We start from the raw sequence: 14,221 nt of genomic DNA on the forward strand, positions 1-14,221 counted from the left end.
AGCCCAACCTCACCAGCCCCGCCAGCGCGGCGAGGCCGACCGCGGCCACCACGATGGCGAAGATGATGGTGGCGAGGGTCGACGGGTTGGGCACGGGGCCAGTCTAGGTGCTGTCTGCAGTGCCGTGCGGTGACTCCGGGGTGCGGGCGCTGAAGCGGTAGCCGACATTGCGTACGGTCTGGATCAGCCCCTCCCGGTCCGGCCCGAGCTTGGCGCGCAGCCGGCGTACGTGCACGTCCACGGTCCGGGTGCCACCGAAGTAGTCGTATCCCCAGACGTCCGCGACCAGCTGCTGCCGGGAGAACACCCGGCCGGCGTGGCCGACCAGATATTTCAACAACTCGAACTCGGTGTAGGTCAGGTCGAGTGGGCGGCCGTCCAGACTGACGCTGTTGGCGTACTCATCGATGATGATCCCGCCGGCCACGATCGTGGACAGTTCCGAGCCACGCGCGAGTCGCAGCCGCGCCGCGAGTTCGGCGGGGCCGACATCGGGCAGCAGGATGTCGGTCATCCCCCAGTCCGCGTTCACCACGGCCATCCCGCCCTCTCCCAGCACCGCGATCAGCGGCCGGCCAGCGAACAGCGTGGCGAAGTTGCGGGCAAAGGCGCGGGCCGCAGCCAGATCGGTGCGGGCATCAAGCAGGTACGCCTCCGCGTCACCCCACTGCTCCCACCGCGAAGCATCCGGTGGCAGGGTGCGGATGGTGTGCCCGAGCAGCTCCAGCGCCGGCACGATCTCGGTCGCCGACTGCGACGTGGAAGTGAAAACGACGATGAGGGACATCGCTTCTCCTTCCGGTGGAGCACAATCGTGGCATGCACACGGTGCGCCTGAGGTATCCCGCCGCATTGCAGGAAGCGGCCGGCTGCGAATCGGAGTCGGTGGCGGCGGCCAGCCTCAGCGACGCAATCGCCCAGCTGCGGCAGCGGCACGCCACCAACGGGGCCTACCTGGCGATGATCGCCGCGGCCACCGTCGCGTGGCCCGGCGGGTCATTCCGGGTCGACGACCCGGCGTTGCGCGACCCCCTGACCACAGCGCTGGTGGTGCAGTTCACCGCGGTGCCGGCACCTCCAGCAACACCGTGACCGGCCCGTCGTTGACCAGCTCGACCTGCATGTTTGCCCCGAAGATTCCGGTCTCGACGTGGGCGCCCAGGTCCCGCAGGGCCCGGATGTAGGCCTCGACGAGCGGCTCGCTGACCGGCCGCGGCGCAGCCGCCGACCACGACGGCCGGCGCCCTTTGCGGGTGTCGGCGTAAAGGGTGAACTGACTCACCACCAGGAAGGGCGCATCCCGGTCGGCCGCCGAGGTCTCGTCGGCCAGGATCCGCAGCCCGTGGCTCTTGCGCGCCAGCTCGACCGCATGGGCCCCGGTGTCGGCATGGGCCACCCCGACCAGCACCACCAGACCGGGCCGGGGCAGTCGCCCGACCACCTCGCCGGCCACCCGTACCTCGCCGCTGAGGGCTCGCTGGACCAGTGCCCTCACGACTGCTCCGTCCGGTCCGAGGGCCCGCTCTCTGCCTCCCCCTCGGACTGCTCAGCCTCGTACGCCGCCCACTGCCGGCGTTGTTCCGCCTCGAAGGCGGCGTCCTTGGCCGCAGCGCGGCCCGCCACTGCGGCGCTGATGCGCTGCGCGTGATGGTGCGGCAGCCCCGACGGGCCGCTGTCGCGTACGTAGTTGACCCCGGACAGACCGACCGCGCCGATCCCGGCAGCGATCGCCACGATGGTGGCGGTGTAGGCCGTCGTCGAGCCCTGCACCCGGATCACGACCGCCAGTCCGGCCCACATCAGGCCCAGCGCGGCAAGATAGCCGCCCAGGTGCAACCACCAGGACACCTGCCGCAGCCGAGGCGTCCAGTCCTTGGCGGGCCGGCGCCACCACCAGGCCTGCAGCACGGCGACGGCACCGACCAGGGCGGCGCAGACGAAGGCAACCACCGGCCACGGCTGCAGGCCGGTGACAAAACGGGGTGCGTACGCCATGGCCCAGCCAGCCGCAGCCGCCGAGACGACGCCCAGCACCGCCCCGATCCGAACAGCGAGCAGCACCAACCTGCGGTCGACTGGATGGTCGAGGGTCGGGCGGGTGGTGGAACCGGAACTCACCGCACCACTCTAGGCCTCCGGCCGCGGCGTCAGGAGCACGGCAACCGGCCGGCGGGCAGTCCGCCAGCTGTCGCGCCGGTGTGGGAAACTGCCGCACATGGCCCACAGCACCCCCGCGCCCGTCGTTCACCACGGCGACCTCCCGCATCCGGCAGCGGTTGCCTCTCTCGTCGAGACCGCCGCCGCCCATGACGGCGTCCCGGCACTCAATGAGGCTGCCCTGCGCGCACTGCGACAGGCCAAGCAGCCTGACCAGTGGTGGGTCACCGCCGACGGTGAGCCGGCCGGTGAGCCGCTGGCGTACGCCGCCCTCGACGCCGGTATCGGGCAGCTGGTGGTCCACCCCGAGCACCGCCAGGACGGGCTCGCCGAGGCCTTGCTGGCGGCAGCCGACATCGACAGCTGGTGGGCCTTCGGTGACCTGGCCGACGCCCGCGCCGTCGCCGAACGCCTACAGATGTCCCCGGTGCGTACGCTGCTCAAGCTCGGCCGCCCGCTGGCCGAGGTCGGCCCCGAGCCGATCCCCGACGGCGTCGTCATCCGGCCCTTCACGCCGGCCGATGCAACCACGGTGATTGAGATCAATGCCGCCGCCTTCGCCCACCACCCCGAGCAGGGCGCGATGGACGAGAATGACTTCCTGGGCCGCGCCGCCGAAGAATGGTTCGATCCGGCCGGACTGCTGCTGGCAGTACGCGAGGAGCAGGTCATCGGCTTCCACTGGACCAAGGTGCACCGCGACGGCACCGGCGAGGTCTACGTGCTGGCGGTACGCCCCGATGCCGCCGGCGGCGGGATCGGCCGGGCGCTGCTGGCAGCCGGCCTCGACTTCCTGCGGCAGCGCGGCTGCACCGAGGTCATCCTCTACGTCGAGGGAGACCAGGAACGGGTGGTGCGGATGTATCGCGCCGCCGGCTTCGAGACGCTGTCCACTGACGTGGTGTACGCCAGCGCGGGAGATGACCAGGAGTGAGCAGCCCAGCCATGTCCGCCCTGCCTGCCGATCGCTACCTGGACCGGGAGATCTCCTGGTTGGACTTCAACGAACGGGTTCTGGACCTGGCACGGGACCGGGACCGGGTCCCGCTGCTGGAGCGCGCCAAGTTTCTCGCGATCTTCAGCTCCAACCTGGATGAGTACTACATGGTCCGGGTCGCCGGGCTGAAGCGGCGCATCGCCGCCGGCGTCGCCACCCCGGGCGCCAGCGGACTGATGCCGCGCGACCTGCACCAGCTGATCCTGGACCGGACCCGGGAGCTGACCACCGAACAGGCTCGGGCCTACCGTGACGACATCGCCCCCGAGTTGGCAGCCGAAGGCATCCGGGTGGTCGGTTGGGACGATCTGTCCCCCGATGAGAAGAACCGGATGCACACGCTCTTCGCCGAGCGGATCTATCCGGTACTGACCCCGCTGGCAGTGGATCCCTCCCACCCCTTCCCCTACATCTCGGGGCTCTCGCTCAATCTGGCCGTGATGTTGCGCAACCCCTACACCGGCGCGCAGCAGTTCGCCCGGATCAAGGTGCCACCCCTGCTGGACCGGTTGATCAAGCTGGCGGAGGGCCGCTTCGTTCCGATCGAGGACGTCATCAAGCAGCACCTGAACCAGGTCTTCACCGGCATGCAGGTGCTGTCCTGCGACACCTTCCGGGTCACCCGCAACGAAGACCTGGAGGTCGAGGAGGACGACGCGGAGAATCTCCTCTTCGCCCTGGAACAGGAGTTGCTGCGCCGCAAGGTCGGTCGCCCCCCGGTCCGTCTCGAGGTGGAGGCCGGGATCGATGAGGAATTGCTGGATCGGCTGATCCGCGAGCTCGACATCTCCACCCGCGAGGTCTTCCAGGTCGATGGCCCGCTCGACTTCACCAGTCTGTTCGCGGTGGCCGACGAGGACCGCGAGGACCTGTCCTATCCGGCCTTCCTGCCGATGACCCATCCCGATCTGGCGGAGGTCGAGACCGCCAGCCCCGCCGACATGTTCTCGGCGCTGCGCCGCCGTGACGTGCTGTTGCAGCACCCCTACGACTCCTTCGCGACCAGCGTCCAGCGCTTCATCGAGCAAGCAGCCGCGGATCCTCACGTCCTGGCGATCAAGCAGACCCTCTATCGCACCTCGGGCGACTCCCCGATCATCGATGCGCTGATCGACGCCGCACAGGCCGGCAAGCAGGTGCTGGCGGTGGTCGAGATCAAGGCCCGTTTCGACGAACAGGCCAATATCGCCTGGGCCCGCAAGCTGGAGGAGTCCGGCTGCCACGTCGTCTACGGCATGGTCGGGCTGAAGACCCACTGCAAGTTGGCGTTGGCGGTGCGGGACGAACGCGACGGGCTTCGTCGGTACGCCCATGTCGGCACGGGCAACTACAACCCCAAGACGGCCCGCAGCTACGAGGACCTCGGGCTGCTGACCGCCAACCCGATCATCACCGAGGACGTCGCGCGGGTGTTCAACCACCTGTCCGGGATGACGCACCACTCCAGCTACCGTCGGCTCCTGGTCGCCCCGGACGGGCTGCGGGTGGGGTTGTTGGAACAGATCGACAAGGAAATCGCCAACCACCGGGCCGGGCTGCCGGCGCGGATCCGGATGAAGGCCAACTCGCTGGTCGACGAGGCCGTCATCGACGCCCTCTACCGAGCCTCCCAGGCCGGCGTATCGGTCGACCTGTTCATCCGCGGCATCTGCGCGATCCGCCCCCAGGTGCCCGGGCTGAGCGACAACATTCGGGTCCGCAGTGTGCTGGGTCGATTCCTGGAACACTCCCGGGTGTTCTGGTTCGCCAACGGCGGCGCCCCCATGGTCGGCATCGGCTCGGCGGACATGATGCACCGCAACCTGGACCGCCGGGTCGAGGTGATCGTGCTCATCAGCAATCGGCGTCACGTCGACGAGCTGACCGAGATGTTCGACCTCTGCTTCGATCCCGGCACCGCGGCCTGGGAGCTCACCGACGGCGACTGGAGGATGCGCACCAGCGACGACCAGGGCAACCTGCTGCGAGACTTCCAGGAGACCACGATCCAGCTCAAGGGAAGGCGACGCCGGAAATGATCCGAGCTGCGGGCGCAGTCGTGATCCGCGACGGCCACGTCCTGGTCGTCCACCGACCCCGTTATGACGACTGGTCGATGCCCAAGGGCAAGGTGGAACGCAATGAGGTGACCCCGGTCACCGCGCAGCGCGAGGTGCTGGAGGAGACCGCGGTCGCGGCCCGGCTGGACTGGCCACTGCGCACCACCCGGCACCGGGTCGGGGACCGAAAGAAGCAGGTCTGGTGGTGGCGAGCCAGTGTCCGCGCTGAGGCCGAGATCCGGCCCCCGGACAGCGAGGTCGACAAGGTCGAGTGGTGGCCCATCGACCGCGCCCGTGAGCAGCTCAGCTATCCCGACGAACAGGAGTTGCTGGGTCGGGCCCTGGCCGCCCCCACCGACGGCGGATTGGTGCTGGTGCTGCGACATGCCAAGGCCGTCAAGCGGTCCGTCTGGGAGGACGCCGAACCCGAACGCCCCCTCAACAAGCAGGGTGAGCGCGAGGCCTGCGACCGCCGCGATCTGATGGCGGCGTACGGCGTCGACCAGATCTGGACCTCGCCGTGGCGACGCTGCTGGCAGACCGTGGCCCCGTACGCCGTCACCACCGGGCTGCCGGTGCGCTCGGTACCGGGACTGAGCGAGGACCACGTCGGCGATGTGGCCGGCATCGAGAAGATCATGGCCGAAGCGATGGCCCTGGCTCGCGGCGGGGCTCGTGTCGTGGTGTGTGGCCATCGACCGCTGCTGGACGACATGTTGACGGCCGTCGGCGCTGTACCGCGGCCACTGCGGCCCGGCGAGAGTGTCGCGGTGCATGTGGCCGGGGCCGACCATTACCAGCAACACGACCTTTCGTGACCGACCCGTGCACGATGGTTCATCACCTGTTCACCAAATGTGCTGACTTCGGTCACCTGGGACCCCTACCTTCACTGGTGGCAGAGATGACAACTTTGCCCGCACGCCTTGGCTACTCGGGCGTTGCGATCCCTCAAGCCACGAAGGAACTCACTCGTGTCGATGAACCGCTTCGCCAAGATCGCCGCTGTCGCGGCTGCCTCCACTCTGGTGCTGGCCGCCTGTAGCAGCGAGTCCGCTGACCCGACCCAGCCCGCTTCGAGCGGCCCGGCGACCTCCTCGTCCTCCTCCTCGGCTTCGACCGAGACCGGTGGCGGCACCGGCTTCACCCCCGAGTGCCCCGGCGGCCAGCTCACCGGTTCCGGCGCCTCCTCGCAGGTCACCGCTGTGACCGAGGTCATCTCCGCCTATTCCGCCGAGTGCGGCGACACCCAGATCGAGTACACCGGCCCCGGATCGGGCGACGGCATCAAGGCCTTCGTGGCCAACCAGGTTGACTGGGCCGGCTCCGACTCCGTCCTGAAGGACGATCAGACCACTCAGGCTGCTGAGCGTTGCGGTGGCAACGACGCCTGGAACCTCCCGATGGTTGTTGGCCCGATCGCTTTCGCCTTCAACATCGACGGAGTCGACGAGCTGAACCTCACGGCCCCGGTCGTCTCCAAGATCCTGCTGGGCGAGATCACCAGCTGGAACGACCCGGCCATCGCCGAGCTGAACCCCGACGCCACCCTGCCGGACCAGGCCATCTCGGTCTTCTTCCGCTCCTCCTCCTCGGGCACCACCGAGAACCTGACCAAGTATCTGGCCGAGGCCGGCGAGTGGCCGCACGAGCCCTCCAAGGACTGGGCCGGCTCCGTTGGTGAGGGCCGTCCGGCCACCGCTGACGTCGCCGACTCCGTCGCCAACACCCCCGGCGGCTTCTCCTACATGGAGTGGGGCGCAGCCTTGGAGCGCAACCTGGGCGTTGCTTCCCTCGACGGTGCTGAGCTCAACCCCGAGAACGTCGGCTCGGCTCTGACCGCTGCTGAGAACGTCGGCGAGGGCAACGACATCCGTCTCGAGCTCAAGTACTCGGGTCTGCCTGAGGGCGCCTACCCGGCCATCATGGTGACCTACGAGATCGTCTGCTCCGCTGGCGGCCCCGAGAACACCGAACTGCTGAAGGACTTCCTGGGCTACTGGGCCTCCGAGGACGGCCAGGCTCCCCTCGAGGACCTCGGTTACTCCCCGCTGCCGGCCGAAATGATCGCTCAGGTCGAAGAGGCCATCGCTGCCATCGAGGCGTGATCCATCCTCCTCACCGCCGGTGACATCCAAGGAACGGCCCCCTCGCCTCGGGCGAGGGGGCCGTTTCTGGGGTCAAAGCCTTGACCTGTCCGCAAGCTCCACGCTCTGATAGGGAGTGCGATGTCCAGCAATGATGTTCCCCCGCCAGGGGATGACCCGACGCCCCGCCGTGCCGTCACGACCCAGGAACGCGGCGGCGAGACCGACCGCGCCGCTCACGCGAAGGTCAGCCGGGTCGGCGACCGTGCCATGACGATCTCGAGCACGGCAGCCAGCGCCATCATCGTGCTGGCGGTGGCATTCGTCGCACTTTTCCTCACCACTTCGGCGGTGCCCGCGCTATTGGCGAACAATGCCAACTTCTTCGGCACCAACGAATGGACGATGGATCCGAACAACCTCCGGTTCGGCATCCTCGGCCTGCTGTGGACCACCGTCCTCACCTCGACCATCGCCTTGCTGTTGGCGGTGCCGGTCTCGGTCGGCATCGCCCTGCTCATCACGCACTACACCCCCAAGCGCATCGGGCAGCCGATCGCCTTCGTGGTGGACCTGCTGGCGGCAGTGCCCTCGGTGATCTTCGGCCTGTGGGGCTTCCAGTTCCTTGCTCCCTTCCTGCGCCCCTTCTCGGAGTTCCTGCGCTCCACGGTCGGCGCGGTCATCCCCGGCTTCCGCGGCGGTCTGGCCGTCCCGGACGGTTCGGCCTTCACCGCCGGCATCGTGCTGGCGATCATGATCCTGCCGATCATCACTGCGCTGTGCCGCGACTCCTTCGCGCAGACGCCCCGTGACGAGATCGAGGCCTCGCTCGCCCTCGGCGCCACCCGCTGGGAGGTCATGCGGATGGCCGTGCTGCCCCATGGTCGTTCCGGTGTGGTCGCCGCCGCGATGCTGGGCCTGGGGCGCGCCCTCGGCGAGACCATCGCCGTGATGATCATCCTGTCCACGCCCGGCTCCGGCCCGATCGACTTCTCGATCTTCGCCGGCGGCGAGACCTTCGCTTCCACCATCGCCTCCAACCAGGGTGAGTTCAGCCATCCGTTGACCACCGGTGCGTACATCGCTGCGGGCCTGACGCTCTTCCTGATCACCTTCGTCGTCAACGCGCTGGCGCGCGTGGTCGCCGACTCCGGAAAGGCCAAGTGATGAGTGCATCTGATGACACCTCCGTGGCAACTCCTGACCTCGACTCCGCCACCACTGAACTCACCCCGGCCGGCGGCAACCCTGGCGGTCTGGACCTGCGCCGCCCCAAGGGCAGCCGCACCTTCGTCGATGTACTGATGCGGGCGCTGATCTGGGGCTCGGCGGTGCTGGCCCTGGCTCCCCTGCTGTGGATCCTCATCTCGGTCACCATGCGGGGCGCCCCCCTCAACGTGATGGCTCCGCCGGACTACACCCAGCTGTGCGTCACCGACGAGGGTCGTGACGCCACCCGTGCCCCCACCGAGGCCTGCGGCACCGAGTACTTCGCCGAAGCCCCCGACGGTTACGAATGGCGCTGGGTGGGCGGTGGCCGCTACCCCGAGGTGGGAGCCCCGTTCAACACCTACGGCACCCTCAGCCTGAACCGGATCGAGCGGGAGTTGGAGAACAACCCCGACCTGATCGTCCGGGTCACCTCCGACGAGGGCGCCGGCTGGCTGCTGACTCCGTCGATGGAGTGGTGGACCGAACCGCTCGGTGCTGCCACCCCGCAGACCCCGCGCGGCGGTGCCCTGCACGCCATCTACGGCTCGGTGGTGGTGACGGCCCTGACCACCTTGGTTGCGGTCCCGCTCGCCCTGTTGGGTGCAGTCTTCCTCGTCGAGTACGCCCGCGGCACCCGGCTGGGCCGGGTGGTCTCGTTCTGCGTGGACATCCTCACCGGTATCCCCTCGATCGTGGCGGGCCTGTTCATCTACACCCTGCTCATCACGACCCTGGGCATGGGCAAGTCCGCCTTCGCCGTGGCGCTGGCCCTGATGATCCTGATGATCCCGGTGGTGCTGCGCTCCACCGAGGAGATGCTCAAACTGGTGCCCAACTCGCTGCGCGAAGCTTCGTACGCCCTCGGCGTACCGAAGTGGAAGACGATCATGTCGGTCGTGGTCCCCACGGCCCGCAGCGGCATCTTCACCGGTGTCATCTTGGGCATCGCCCGAGTCATGGGCGAGACGGCTCCCTGGCTGATCCTGGTCGGCTATGCCACGAATCTGTATCTCAATCCGTTCAGCGGTAGCATGGGCGCGCTGCCCACGATGATCAACACCAGTCGTGTGATCGCTCCGCAGTTCCCCGGTTACGACCGGACCTGGGGTGCAGCGTTCACCCTGATCTTCATCGTCATGTTGCTCAACCTGCTGGCCCGCGCCATTTCCCGGGCCGGCCAGTTGAAGCAGAAGTAAGCCGAAAGGACCATCAGTCATGGCCAAGCGCATTGAGGTCGAGAACCTCAACGTCTACTACGGCAAGTTCCACGCCGTCCAGAACGTCAACCTGACGGTCGAGCCGGCTTCGGTGACGGCCTTCATCGGCCCCTCGGGCTGCGGCAAGTCGACCGTGCTCCGCACCCTGAACCGGATGCACGAAGTCATCCAGGGCGCCTACTGTGAGGGCGAGATCCGGCTCGACGGCACCAACCTCTACGGTCAGGGTGTCGACCCGGTCGCGGTCCGGCGGCTCGTGGGAATGGTCTTCCAGCGCCCCAACCCCTTCCCCTCCATGTCGATCTACGACAACGTCGCTGCGGGCCTGCGCCTCAACGGCGAGCGCCGCAAGAAGGTGCTCGACGAGGCGGTGGAGAAGTCGCTGAAGGCAGCCAACCTCTGGAATGAGGTGAAGGACCGGCTCGGCTCCGCCGGTGTCGGCCTGTCCGGTGGCCAGCAGCAGCGTCTGTGCATCGCCCGCGCCATCGCCGTGGAGCCCGAGGTGGTCCTGATGGACGAGCCGTGCTCCGCCCTGGACCCGATCTCGACCCTGGCGATCGAGGACCTGATCGGTGAGCTGAAGAGCGACTACACCGTCGTCATCGTCACCCACAACATGCAGCAGGCAGCCCGGGTGTCGGACCAGACGGCCTTCTTCAACCTCGAGGCGCAGGGCAAGCCCGGCGCCCTGGTGGAGATCGACAAGACCGAGACGATTTTCTCCAACCCCGCCAAGAAGGCAACCGAGGACTACATCACCGGCCGCTTCGGCTGATCCATCCCCCACTCTCCCGAACGGGCTTCAGCGGTTGCGCTGGGGCCCGTTCTGCGTCAGGGGTCGGCGTACCCTCCTCGGTGGTTACGATGGTGGCGTGAGCGCACAACCAGGCTGGTATCCCGACCCTGCCGGTCAGCCCGGCATGTACCGCTACTGGGACGGCCAGCAGTGGGCCGCCGAAGCGAGCCCAACGCCTGGCGGATCAGGCGCGCCATCCGACTCCGGTGACTCCCAGGGCGGCGGCCGCAGCGGCCCCGGCCTGTGGATTGCGATCGCGGTGGGCGCCCTGGTGATCGTGCTGATCGCGATCTTCGCCATCCCACGACTGGGCGACGTGCTGGGCGGCGACGGCACCGAGGTGCCGCCCTCCCAGGGCGATGTCTGCCCGCCCGCTCCCGAGACGCCGATCCCGCCCGACGACCAGCCCGGCGACGGCCGGGTGCACGGCGGCGGTATGTCCTATCCGCTGCTGGGTTCACCGTGGGGTGCGCCCGAGATCGAGACCCGGATGCCGTTCGGTGCCGGCGTCATCGGCCAGATCGTCACCGTGGAACCGAACTATGCCCCCGGTCAGAGCTGGGTGGCCTCGGTCCACATTGGCCGGCTGGTCGCCGGTGACGGCTTCTACAGCCCCGAGGCTGCCTCCGAGATCGTGGTGCGCTGCATCCTGGGATCCTTCTACGGCGACAACGAGGTCACTCGCAGTGACCAGATCAACGAGGCCCGCACCGTCGAGGGGCACGAGGCCTGGCTGGTCGAGACGGAGCTGAGCTTCGACATCGAAAACCTGCGCACCACCAACGAGACGGCCATCATCCTGATCGTCGCGATCGACGCGGAGTCGGCTGGCATCTTCTTCGCCTCCATCCCCAACACCGCCCCGGAGTTGCTGCAGCCGGCGCGGGACTCGATGGACGCGATCCGGATCGAGGGCTGACGCCCTACTGACCCACGTCTGTCATTGACCCACGTCTGTCATTGACCCACGTCTGTCATTGACCCACGTCTGTCACTGACACAGCATCAGGCCGCGGGCGGCCTTGGCGCCCAGCACTCGGCTGGCCGACTCGGTGATCCGTTCCCGAAACGCCGGGTCGGCCTCGGCCTTGGCCAGCAGCGCGTCCGCCATCTCCTGCTGCAGTGCCGGGTTGGCGTTGATCACCAGGTCCCCGCCGGCCTGGATGAACAGCACCGCCCGCTCCCCGGCCGGTACCGCCTCCCCCGAGGGTAACTGGGCAGCGGCCTCGGCCTCGCCGAGGTCATCGGAGATCACCAGCCCGCCGTAGCCGAGCTGTTCGCGCAGCAGCTGCTCGATCAGCGCCGGGGAGTAGACACCGGGGTGGTCGGGGTCGATCCGGGTGTAGGTCGCCGAGGAGATCATCACCATGTCAGCGCCGGCGGCGATGGCCTGCTGGAAGATCGTGAGTGACGGTGAATCCGGGCCGGTGACCTCATCGCGTACGTCGGCGCTCAGGTCGGTGTTGCCCTCCACCTCACCCAAGCCCGGGAAGTGCTTGACGGAGGTGCCCATCCCGGCCGCGTCCATCCCTTCGATGAACGCCTCGACCTGCACCGCGACTGCCGCCGGGTCCGAGCCGTAGCCACGATCGAGTCGGCCGATCGGCTCATTGGTGGTCATCTTGTCCTGCGGCACGACGTCGCCGACCGGAGCCAGATTCCAGTCCACGCCTGCATCCTTGAGCTGGGTGGCCCAGGTCTCGGCCTCGGCTCGCAGCTCGTCCGGGTCCAGCTCCGCCTGCTCGGCAGCCGAGGGGATCCGGTCGAAGCCTGACCCTCGCAGTCGCTGCACCTGGCCGCCTTCCTGGTCCGCAGCAACGGCGAGCGGCAAGGGTACGCCGCTGCTCTCGCGTACCTGGTCGGTCAACTCGCGGACCCCGGACACCCCGCCGGTGTAATTGCCCAGCAGCAGGATGCTGCCGGTGTTGGTACTGCGCATCACCTCGAAGAGGTCCTCCCCCACACCGGAGTTGGTCTGCACGCCAAGCATCAGCAACTGCCCGACCTGCAGCTCCAGTGGCAGGTGTTCCACGATCGAGCGGCACTGCGACACCTCGGGCGGCACCGTGACGCTGGGAACCGGGTCGGACGGAATCGCGGTCGGTTCCTCGGTCGAGGTCTCCACCGAACCGACCGGCGAGGGTGGCGGCTCCGGGGCCGGACCAGCCGAACAGGCCGCCAGCAGTGCCAACGCCAGACCGAGTCCGACCAGGCTGAGCCGGCGGCGTCGAGCCGGGGACGCAAAGGGGGACATGGCAGGGACTCCTGTTCGGACGAAAGCGTGACTCAGTCTAGGTGTGCTCAGGAACGCGGCTCGGCGCTTGCCTCCTGCAGCGCCAGCAGGGCGTTCTCGACCACCTCGGTGAGGGCGGGATGGATCCAGTACTGGCCGCGCGCCAGCCGGCGCAGCGGCAGGTCGAAGCTGAGCGCCTCGATGATCGGCTGGATCAGCATCGACGCGTCCGGACCGATGATGTGACCACCCAACAGGCGGCCGTCCCGGTCCCCGACCAGCTTGCAGAAGTGGCCCTCGTCCTCCAACGCCCAGCCGTAGGCGGTGGCGGCGTAGTCGGTGGTGCCGGTCACCACGTCGTAGCCTTCCCGGCGCGCCTGCTGCTCGGTGAGGCCGACGCTGGCGACCTGCGGGTCGCTGAACACTGCCGCCGGCACGAAGCGGTGGTCGGCGGGCTCCAGATGGTCGGGGTGGGTGATGTTGTGGTGGACGATGCGGCCCTCGTGGTTGGCAACGTGCTTGAGCATCCACGGGCTCGACACGTCGCCCAGCGCCCAGACCCCGTCGGCGCTGGTGCGCTGATAGGCGTCCACCCGGATCCGGCCCTCCGCCACCTCGACGCCGGCCTTGTCGAGGTCGAGGTCGAGGTTGGGTTCCCGTCCCACCGCGACCAGCACCAGATCGGCGTCGTAGTCATACTCGACCTCGTCGTCGTCGGTGGTGAGCACGCGTACGCCCCCGGCCACATCGTCATCGCCGCCGGGCACCAAGCCGGTCACCTGCTGACCCAGGTGGATCCGTACCCGCTTGCCCAACAGTTCCGTGAAGCGTTCCCGGACTGCCTCGTCCTGACCGCGCAGCAACAGGTCACCGCGGTGGATCATGGTGACGTCGACGCCCAGCCCGGAGAAGATGTGGGCAAACTCGGCGCCGACGTAACCGCCGCCGACGATGATCAACTGACGGGGCAATTCGTCGATGCGCATGATGCTGTCGGAGGTGTGCACCAGACCGGCCAACGCCTCGGCGTGGTCCTCGTTGATCCAATCCGGCACCACCGAGCTGGAGCCCGTCGCGATGACGACCTGGTCCGCGGTGAATTCCTGGTCGCCGACCTTCAGCTGACGTGGTCCGGTGAAGCGGGCCTCGCCATGGAAGACGGTGACATTGTCGAGCCCTTCGCGATAGTCCAGACCGCCGGCGGAGATCGCATCGATGCGCCCGAAGATCCGGTCCCGGATGGCGTCCCAGTCCGCGGTCAGCGTCGCGGGCGTGAGGCCGAGTCGGCCCGCCTCGGCGGCCGCCACCGCCAAATCAGCTGGTTTGACGTACATCTTGGTCGGAATGCAACCCCGGTTGAGGCAGGTGCCGCCGAAGATCTCCGACTTCTCGACGAGTGCCACTTTCTTGTCGGCGAACGCCTCATCAATGATCGAATTGCCGGTGCCAGAACCAATGACGCAGAGATCGAAATGCTCCATGG

Annotated in this window: 14 protein-coding genes; 9 read left to right on the top strand and 5 right to left on the bottom strand. The window is 68.1% G+C overall.

All coding sequences use genetic code 11. The features are described 5' to 3' along the window. Positions 1–103: 103 nt before the first annotated feature. Positions 104–787 carry a winged helix-turn-helix domain-containing protein gene (locus CGZ91_RS14810; RefSeq protein ID WP_094452499.1) on the bottom strand — a complete coding sequence of 228 codons (684 nt, stop codon included), beginning with the start codon at positions 785–787 and terminating at the stop codon, positions 104–106. A gap of 32 nt (positions 788–819) precedes the next feature. Between CGZ91_RS14810 and CGZ91_RS03335 the strand changes: the two genes are divergently transcribed. After that, positions 820–1,092: a hypothetical protein gene (locus tag CGZ91_RS03335; protein ID WP_144276762.1), complete on the top strand. Its 273-nt coding sequence runs from the start codon at positions 820–822 to the stop codon at positions 1,090–1,092. On the opposite strand, the gene dtd is transcribed toward CGZ91_RS03335, so the two are convergent. Together dtd and CGZ91_RS03345 are read right to left on the bottom strand one after the other, a co-directional pair. Then, entirely contained in the window at positions 1,058–1,495 is a 438-nt protein-coding gene (dtd, locus tag CGZ91_RS03340; RefSeq protein ID WP_094452503.1) for a D-aminoacyl-tRNA deacylase, read from the bottom strand. The two genes, CGZ91_RS03335 and dtd, sit on opposite strands and share 35 nt — an antisense overlap. Further along, entirely contained in the window at positions 1,492–2,118 is a 627-nt protein-coding gene (locus tag CGZ91_RS03345; protein WP_094452506.1) for a hypothetical protein, read from the bottom strand. Before CGZ91_RS03345 ends, dtd begins: the two co-directional genes overlap by 4 nt. 97 nt (positions 2,119–2,215) lie before the next feature. Here CGZ91_RS03345 and mshD point away from each other — a divergent pair, with 97 nt between their 5' ends. From mshD to CGZ91_RS03385, 8 genes are all read left to right on the top strand, one after another. Further along, positions 2,216–3,091: a mycothiol synthase gene (gene mshD, locus CGZ91_RS03350; protein ID WP_094452508.1), complete on the top strand. Its 876-nt coding sequence runs from the start codon at positions 2,216–2,218 to the stop codon at positions 3,089–3,091. Positions 3,092–3,102: 11 nt separating this feature from the next. Further along, complete coding sequence (locus CGZ91_RS03355) at positions 3,103–5,172, top strand: RNA degradosome polyphosphate kinase (RefSeq protein WP_094452510.1); 2,070 nt, start codon at positions 3,103–3,105, stop codon at positions 5,170–5,172. After that, entirely contained in the window at positions 5,169–6,011 is an 843-nt protein-coding gene (locus CGZ91_RS03360; protein WP_094452512.1) for an NUDIX hydrolase, read from the top strand. Before CGZ91_RS03355 ends, CGZ91_RS03360 begins: the two co-directional genes overlap by 4 nt. A gap of 162 nt (positions 6,012–6,173) precedes the next feature. Continuing rightward, positions 6,174–7,301: a phosphate ABC transporter substrate-binding protein PstS gene (gene pstS, locus CGZ91_RS03365; RefSeq protein WP_229116428.1), complete on the top strand. Its 1,128-nt coding sequence runs from the start codon at positions 6,174–6,176 to the stop codon at positions 7,299–7,301. A gap of 120 nt (positions 7,302–7,421) precedes the next feature. Then, positions 7,422–8,447 carry a phosphate ABC transporter permease subunit PstC gene (pstC, locus tag CGZ91_RS03370; RefSeq protein ID WP_094452516.1) on the top strand — a complete coding sequence of 342 codons (1,026 nt, stop codon included), beginning with the start codon at positions 7,422–7,424 and terminating at the stop codon, positions 8,445–8,447. Next, entirely contained in the window at positions 8,447–9,688 is a 1,242-nt protein-coding gene (gene pstA / locus CGZ91_RS14490; RefSeq protein WP_229116389.1) for a phosphate ABC transporter permease PstA, read from the top strand. Before pstC ends, pstA begins: the two co-directional genes overlap by 1 nt. Before the next feature lie 19 nt (positions 9,689–9,707). Beyond that, positions 9,708–10,484: a phosphate ABC transporter ATP-binding protein PstB gene (pstB, locus tag CGZ91_RS03380; RefSeq protein WP_094452518.1), complete on the top strand. Its 777-nt coding sequence runs from the start codon at positions 9,708–9,710 to the stop codon at positions 10,482–10,484. Positions 10,485–10,581: 97 nt separating this feature from the next. Beyond that, positions 10,582–11,424: a DUF2510 domain-containing protein gene (locus CGZ91_RS03385; RefSeq protein WP_179229192.1), complete on the top strand. Its 843-nt coding sequence runs from the start codon at positions 10,582–10,584 to the stop codon at positions 11,422–11,424. A 72-nt stretch (positions 11,425–11,496) separates the two neighbouring features. Here CGZ91_RS03385 and CGZ91_RS03390 read toward each other — a convergent pair whose 3' ends face one another. Both CGZ91_RS03390 and CGZ91_RS03395 read right to left on the bottom strand, forming a co-directional pair. Then, on the bottom strand, positions 11,497–12,759 hold the full coding sequence (locus tag CGZ91_RS03390) for a glycoside hydrolase family 3 N-terminal domain-containing protein (protein ID WP_094452522.1): 1,263 nt from the start codon (positions 12,757–12,759) through the stop codon (positions 11,497–11,499). Positions 12,760–12,806: 47 nt separating this feature from the next. Further along, positions 12,807–14,219 carry a mycothione reductase gene (locus tag CGZ91_RS03395; RefSeq protein ID WP_094452524.1) on the bottom strand — a complete coding sequence of 471 codons (1,413 nt, stop codon included), beginning with the start codon at positions 14,217–14,219 and terminating at the stop codon, positions 12,807–12,809. Positions 14,220–14,221: the final 2 nt, after the last annotated feature.

Source organism: Parenemella sanctibonifatiensis (genome assembly GCF_002250565.1).
GTDB lineage: Bacteria > Actinomycetota > Actinomycetes > Propionibacteriales > Propionibacteriaceae > Parenemella > Parenemella sanctibonifatiensis.